5 protein-coding genes are annotated in these 7,739 nt (G+C 51.3%); 3 read left to right on the forward strand and 2 right to left on the reverse strand.

Going from position 1 to position 7,739, the window contains the following annotated elements:
* Nucleotides 1-211 precede the first annotated feature (211 nt).
* On the reverse strand, nucleotides 212-2,479 hold the full coding sequence (locus IE064_RS17935) for a YgiQ family radical SAM protein (protein WP_189619032.1): 2,268 nt from the start codon (nucleotides 2,477-2,479) through the stop codon (nucleotides 212-214).
* Nucleotides 2,480-2,634: 155 nt separating this feature from the next.
* Nucleotides 2,635-3,030, reverse strand: coding sequence for an MAPEG family protein (locus tag IE064_RS17940; RefSeq protein WP_133040102.1), 396 nt, complete (start codon nucleotides 3,028-3,030; stop codon nucleotides 2,635-2,637).
* A gap of 167 nt (nucleotides 3,031-3,197) precedes the next feature.
* Here IE064_RS17940 and IE064_RS17945 point away from each other — a divergent pair, with 167 nt between their 5' ends.
* From IE064_RS17945 to IE064_RS17955, 3 genes are all read left to right on the forward strand, one after another.
* Complete coding sequence (locus IE064_RS17945) at nucleotides 3,198-4,418, forward strand: threonine/serine exporter family protein (RefSeq protein ID WP_189619033.1); 1,221 nt, start codon at nucleotides 3,198-3,200, stop codon at nucleotides 4,416-4,418.
* Between the two features lie 88 nt (nucleotides 4,419-4,506).
* Complete coding sequence (locus IE064_RS17950) at nucleotides 4,507-6,117, forward strand: POTRA domain-containing protein (RefSeq protein ID WP_229800152.1); 1,611 nt, start codon at nucleotides 4,507-4,509, stop codon at nucleotides 6,115-6,117.
* Between the two features lie 110 nt (nucleotides 6,118-6,227).
* Complete coding sequence (locus IE064_RS17955; RefSeq protein WP_189619034.1) at nucleotides 6,228-7,325, forward strand: NADH:flavin oxidoreductase/NADH oxidase; 1,098 nt, start codon at nucleotides 6,228-6,230, stop codon at nucleotides 7,323-7,325.
* The last annotated feature ends 414 nt before the right edge of the window (nucleotides 7,326-7,739 follow it).

Below are 7,739 nucleotides of genomic sequence, written 5' to 3' on the forward strand. Positions count from 1 at the left end.
CATTGGCTGGCGTGAAGGTGATGAACAAAGTCATAGGACTAGGTATGCCCATTCGCCAGAGGCTCAATTAACACCACGAACCATGATGGGAACTGGCTTATCTGCGATTGATTTGATCAACAAGGCCCCTATCTGGCAAAAACAGCTGCCAGACCTGCGCACCAGTTGGCACAACAAAAAGCCGCCTGACAACAACAGATTACCCGCCGACTCAGGCGGGTTTCTTTTTACCAAAGACTGGGCGCGCGCCAGGTCGGCCGTTACCGCGTGCAGGTTTAGCGGCACCTTTGTTGTCTGACGCCGAGTTATTTGGGCGCTTGTTGGCTGTTTTACTCTGGGCAGGTTTATCGTCACTTGCAAACTGATTACTGCTGAAGCGGGTCAGCCCCTGTTGCCCCCTAGCAGCGGGTTTATTGCCTTGTTTACGGGCAAATTGCTCGGCACGTCCTTCCGGTGGTACCAGATGCTGTGGCCCAGTACCGATTAGATCTTCGCGTTTCATATTGATCAGCGCTTCGCGGATCAACGGCCAACCTTGTGGGTCATGGTAACGCAGTAACGCCTTATGCAGGCGACGCTGGCGCCCTTTCTTGGGAATAAATACTGCTTCACTGTCATGTTTGACGTTACGTAGCGAATTCAAGCCAGTGTGATACATGGTCGTGGCATTAGCCATCGGTGATGGATAGAAGTTCTGCACCTGATCCAGCTTGAACTTGCGGGCTTTGAGCCACAGCGCCAAATTCAGCATGTCTTCGTCAGTGGTGCCGGGATGGGCTGAAATAAAATAGGGGATCAGGAACTGTTCTTTCCCTGCCTCTTTCGAATACTGGTCGAACATTTCCTTAAACTTGTCATAGGTGCCCATGCCGGGCTTCATCATTTTTGACAACGGCCCATCTTCGGTATGTTCTGGCGCTATCTTGAGATAGCCGCCCACATGATGTTTCACCAGCTCTTTCACATAACGCGGATCTTCAATGGCTAAGTCATAACGCACACCGGAAGCGATCAATACTTTTTTGATACCCGGTACATCGCGCGCGGCTCGATACAGGTCAATGGTATGCTGATGATCCGTATCCAGATGACCACAGATTGCCGGAAAAACGCACGACAAACGACGGCAGGTCTTTTCAGCTTTTTCGCTCTTACAACCCAGTCGATACATATTGGCAGTCGGGCCGCCAAGATCAGAGATCACCCCGGTAAACCCCGGCACCTTTTGCTGGATATCCTTAATTTCCCGGATAATGGAATCTTGCGAACGGCTCTGGATAATACGGCCTTCATGCTCAGTAATGGAGCAGAACGAACAGCCCCCAAAACAACCACGCATGATATTGATGGAGGTTTTGATCATGTCATACGCTGGGATTTTCTGCTTGCCATAAGCTGGATGCTGCACCCGCTGATATGGCAAATCGAACACCGCATCCATCTCATCAGTATTCAACGGAAACGCTGGCGGATTGACCCACACACCGCGATCGCCGTGCATTTGAAACAACGCACGAGCACAGCCAGGGTTGGTTTCTTGATGTAGTACCCTTGACGCGTGTGCATACAGGAAACGGTCATCGCTTACCCGTTCAAATGCAGGTAATAGCACATAGGTCTTTTCCCAAGGCTTGGGTTTGGGAGGCTGCACTGAAATGGCTTGTGGGGCGTCATTATCAAACACTTTGTTGTTGCTGGGGCCAGACAGATTCTGGCAACCAACGTCATCGGCACCATAAGGATTGGGAATAGGGTCGATTTTATGCAGTTGGTCGATTTTACGCGAATCAACGCCTTTCCATTCTGGTAGCGCGGTTTTACGCAGTACCGCGGTGCCACGAATATCCTGCATCTCACTGATATCATTGCCTTTCGCTAGGCGATGAGCCACTTCGACCAAGGGGCGTTCGGCATTACCATAAATCAGTAGATCGGCTTTACTGTCAAACAACACACTGCGGCGTACTTTATCTTGCCAGTAATCATAATGGGCAATGCGGCGCAGACTGGCCTCAATACCGCCGATAATCACTGGCACCTCTTTATAGGCTTCCTTGCAGCGCTGGGTGTAAACCGTTACCGCCCGATCTGGCCGCTTGCCACCCACATTGCCAGGAGTGTAAGCATCGTCGGTACGCAGTTTACGATCGGCAGTGTAACGGTTGATCATCGAGTCCATATTGCCAGCGGTGACGCCAAAAAACAGATTGGGGCAACCGAGGCGCATAAAATCGTCTTTGCTTTGCCAGTCTGGCTGATCGATGATGCCGACACGGAACCCCTGAGCTTCCAGCATGCGACCAATTACCGCCATGCCGAAACTAGGATGGTCCACATACGCGTCGCCGGTTACCACAATCACATCGCAGCTATCCCAGCCTAGTTGTTGCATCTCTTTACGAGACATAGGCAGAAACGGTGCTGGTTTCAAATCAGCACGATAGCGAGGATAGCGAAATAAACTGGATTCGACTTGCATGTGTATCCAACCCACTGGGTTAATCAATCTCTGGCAACAGGGCCGTCAGGGGCGCGGAGTATAACAGGACGCGCTGAATAAGTGTGAACAATTTTTCAGCAAAAAAGCACACTGTGGAAGCACACTTATTAATGCCCTTATGGTGCCAGAGGGCTTTATGCTTCAAGGAACAGCACGAGGTTAACCACTGCCAGAGCCACCATCACTCCCCAGGTACCGAGAACGCCTAACAATCGCCCGATATTTGTCTTGCCTTTGCCTTGCGTCAAACCAATCGCATGTAACAAGCGGGACACCAGTAACACCGTACCAAATAGATGCAACCAACCTGCATGTAGGCCATCTAACTCTGCCATTGCCAACAGCAACAGTCCCAGTGGCGCGTTTTCCAATAGGTTACCGTGGGCACGGCGCGCTATATAGATTTCCGGGTGGTCACCGTTCCCTATTCCCACTTTAAAACGTGCCCGCAACTGCACTACCCGCGCACTCAAGAACAAAGCTAATAAGGTGGTCAGCGCGCAGTAAAAACCTGATACATACAATGTCATTATCATTCTCCGAATATCGCCATCGTTATCGCTGGATGGCTTAATTAACCTTAGGAAATTTAATTTTTTATGTCATTATTCCCTTTGCATAAATTTGCTTTACAATGCGCGCCAAACTGGCATGTTGCCTTATCGGCGACCTTGATACACAAGTACGAGGCATCCGAGTGGACAATCAGGAATTTCTTGAAAAGCGCCGCTTTATCATAAAGCTAGGCAAGGCATTGCACAAATTTGGCACGCCCGCTTATCGGCTGGAAACCCACCTGCAAACTGTTGCCAAGACCCTTGGCCTTGATGGTTACTTCCTTATTTCGCCGACCTCCATGACCTTTGTGTTGCAGCACGATACCGATCAGGAATATAACCATGTGGCCCGCGTCAAACCGGGAGAATTGGATCTCGGAGCCCTAGCCCGAACCGACGCCCTGGTGGAAGAACTGCGCAGTGGTCAGCGCTCGCTAACAGAAGCATTGCAACGTCTCGATCAAATAGCCGAAATGCCCAATCCCTACGGCCCGTTGCTGACACTTGCTGCCTACGGTTGTGCAGCCGCAGCCTTTGCCATGCTGATGGCCACCAGTTGGAATGATGTATTCTGGTCGGGAATGGTCGGACTGGTGGTTTATGGTCTGGTATTTGCCGCCGAGCATTCCAAACGGATGGCGGAGCTGCTGGAACCGTTGGCGGCAACCGTGGCGGGGATTGTCAGTTGTGGATTAGCGCAACTGGATCCATCCATCAATATTCCGGTAGTGATCCTTTCCGGCATTATTGTATTTATTCCTGGATTGGCGTTGACGCTGGGGCTGGCGGAGCTATCTGCCCGCGATCTGATGTCCGGTACCATGCGCATCATGGATGCGGTGATGGTGCTGTTCAAGCTGTACTTTGGTGCCGTTTTAGGGGTGGCTATTGGTAACGCGCTGTTTGGACAAGATCTGTTTATTGAACCAACGTCATTACCGCGCTGGGCCAGTTGGCTGGCGGTGCCGTTGCTGTCATCTGCCCTGGTGTTTATTTTCAAAGCGCGTTTGAAAGATGCACCTTGGGGCATCCTGGCAGGGATATTAGCGTTTGTCGCCGCCATGTTGGGTGGCATCTATCTGGGCGACTCCATCGGTATTTTCTTCGGCGCCTTGGCGGTGGGGATCTACGCCAATCTGTTCTCCCGTTGGACCAAAGCGCCAGCGTCTATCGCGCTGCTACAAGGCATAGTGATCTTAGTGCCAGGGAGCAAAACCTATCTCGGGCTGAATGCTTTTGTGTCTGGAGATACTTTGCTGGCGCAACCGCATCTTGGTGCACAGCTGTTCCTGATTTTCATGTCACTGGTGGCGGGGCTGATATTTTCAAATGTGGTGGTAACTCCCCGTTCAACCTTGTAGGTACCCGCAGTAAATTCCGCTAAGCTTTGCCGCCATTTCCAAAAAACGACTATGATTCAATTAGTCCGGTTATTTTGGGGAGTGCTGAATGCATTATCATCAGCTACTGTGGTTACTGGCGACGACCGCTATCGGTATGTCGGTAAATGCAACGCCTATAAGTGCCGATAGCGCCGACAGCCGTACTTTTGTCGTCGGCCATATTCGTGTTGTAAGTAACCCGATATTTGATGAATCAGCGTCCAATGCCATTTTTCTGCATCATTGGGCCAACGCCATCCACATCAATACCCGTGACTCGGTCATCCTCGATCGCCTGAGTTTTAAAGAAGGCGATGTGATTACGCAAAAACAGCTGGAAGAAGCACAACGTATTTTAAGGAAAGAGCCTTACTTGCGTGATGCCAAAATTGTGCAGGTTCCCGCCAAAGATGACCAGCCACAACCGGTGAATTTAGTGGTGGAGACCTGGGATCAGTGGTCATTGTTGCCTACGGTTGACTGGGGTCGTAGCGGAGGCAAAAACCGCTACTCGTTTGGGATTAAAGACGACAATATTCTGGGGTTGGGGATGCAAACCCAACTGGAATACCAGTCTGATGAAAACCGCACCGGCTACAAATTTGATTTCAAAACCCCACTGACTATTGTTAAAAATGCCCGCGTTGCCGCCAGTTTTGCCGATAATGATGACGGAAAATCCACCTGGCTGATGTTCGACAAGCCGTTCTATACGTTGATGGACACCCGGGCTTACGGCGGAGAATATCAAAGCGTTGACCGCACCAATACGTTTCGCCAGAACGGTGAAGACCTGCAGGAGTATCAGGAAAGTCTAGATTTTGCCGAGTTTTACTGGGGAATGTTGCTGCAACAGCAGGGTAATGTCCGGCAGCGCCTACGCTTTGGTATCACCCGTGATCGTCACGCTTTTACTGCGCTTCCCGGTCAACCCATGTTACCCCTGCCACAAGATCGTAATTTTACCTACCCTTGGACCGAGTGGGAGTATCTGCAAGATGATTATCGGGTGATGACTAACGTACATCTTATTAATTTCAATGAAGATATTAACCTCGGCTGGCAGCATAAACTGCGTTTTGGCCTAGAAACTAACGATGGCGACAGCCTCGGTTACCACCTAGAATGGCAGATGAACCGTGGTTATGCCGATGACCACGAACTACTGTTGTTGGAACTGAAAGCCACCGGGATTTTTGCCACCGCGCAACCAGACTACTATCGGATATCCGCAACCACCGAATATTTTTACCGATTCAATCACAAGTGGTCGGCTTACTCTCGGGTGCAATTGATTAGCTCTCGGCATAATTTCCGTGATTTACCTGTAGCGTTGGGTGATGAAACCGGAATGCGTGGCTACCCGAATGACTTTCAGCATGGAGATCAACAATGGTTGGTCACCGCCGAATTGCGAAATTACCCCAACATTAATCTGTATCAGTTGGCAGAGTTAGGCTGGGCCGCGTTCATCGACGTAGGTCATGCCTTCGGTGGCCCATTGGCAGAGGATAATGAGATTTCTCACCCCATAAGCGCCATCGGTATTGGCGCGCGGCTATACTCTTCACGATCCAGCTACGGCAACGTGGTGCATATGGATTTCAGCTTGCCAATGAGCAACGGCGAACATGTCAGCGGTTGGGAATGGCGTTTTGAAGTCAAAAGCCACTTCTGAACCAAGCATCTTGCCAAACCCTTGTCAATGAGGCTTACAATGACGCTCATCTCTGCCAGTCACCATTCGATTGCTGGCAGCATCTTTGCGTGCAAAAAGGAGGCGTGTTCGTGGTCAAGCTCTTCAGTCCCCTATCAGTGGGTGCTCTTACCCTGAAAAACCGTATCATCATCGCACCCATGTGTATGTATTCTGCCAATAACGGCGTGTTACAGCCCTGGCACTGGCAACATTACGGCAATCTGGCGCAGTCCGCTGCAGGGATGCTGATTATTGAAGCCTCTGCCGTGGCCCCAGAAGGCCGTATTTCCTATGCCGATGTGGGTTTATGGAACGATGAATGCCAGCAAGCGCTGCAACAGTTGGTAGGCGATATTCGCCGTGATTCAGATATGCCATTGCTGGTGCAGCTAGGGCATGCCGGGCGCAAAGCCTCTTGCGATAAGCCTTGGGACGGCGGTCAACAACTCCCCGCCTCCGACGAGCGCAGTTGGCAAACCATCGCCCCCAGTGCCCTTCCGTTCACCGAAGGTCAACGCTCACCACAGGCCATGACTAAAATCCAGATAGATAAATGTATCAGCCAATTTGTGGCTGCCGCCAAACGGGCGCACGTGGCAGGGATCAATGGTGTGGAACTGCATGCGGCTCACGGCTATTTGTTACATCAATTTCTGTCGCCACTGAGCAATCGACGTGATGATGAATTCGGCGGTTCCCTCAGCAACCGTATGCGACTGCCGTTGGCAATATTCGATGCCGTGCGGGCAGCGCTGCCACGGGATTTTGTCGTAGGCGTACGCATCAGCGCTACCGATTGGGTTGATGGCGGCTGGAATCTGCCCCAAAGCATTGAATTTGCAAGGGAGCTGGATCATCGCGGTTGCGATTATATTCATGTTTCCAGCGGCGGCTTATCGGAAAAACAACAAATTGCCATCGGCGCTGGCTACCAAGTGCCATTTGCCGCCGCAATTACCGCCCAAGTACAGATGCCGGTAATTGCCGTAGGGCTTATCACCGACCCGCTACAAGCCGAAAAAATTCTGCAACAGCAGCAGGCTGACGCCATTGCGCTAGCGCGCGGCATCCTTTACGACCCACGCTGGCCTTGGCACGCCGCTGCGGCCTTAGGCGCTGAGGTACAAGCCGCACCGCAGTACCTGCGCTGTCAGCCTCATGGACTCAAGACATTATTGCATCGCTAGCTAGCCGCTGTTGATATTAGCTGCATCCCAACACGAATAATTCAGGAGAACACCTAAATTCCCGGCACATGCGGGTCAGTGGCCGTTGCCAGCATGGATGCTGGCGACGAGCTTCCAGGGATGGATTCACAGCGTGCCAGTGAACTGCATGTGCATACAGCCCGCGGCAGGCGATTTAACACATCAAGATATTCAGCACAGCTAAGCGCAGTGAAAGCTGAATATTTTCGCCAACGTAGTTAGGCGATAACTCTTGCTTAAGAGTGCGCCTTACAACACCACAAAAGAAATGTATGGTCCGCCTCGTTGTTGCAAGCATAAAATTCAATGACGAGGTGGGTCTGCGCTAATGTATTCGGAGTCTCTGTTGGAGGCTCTCGCCTACCGCTCCACGATGAGTTCCGCGCCGGAATA

Origin of the sequence: Shewanella fodinae, assembly GCF_014651955.1 — a bacterium.
GTDB lineage: Bacteria > Pseudomonadota > Gammaproteobacteria > Enterobacterales > Shewanellaceae > Shewanella > Shewanella fodinae.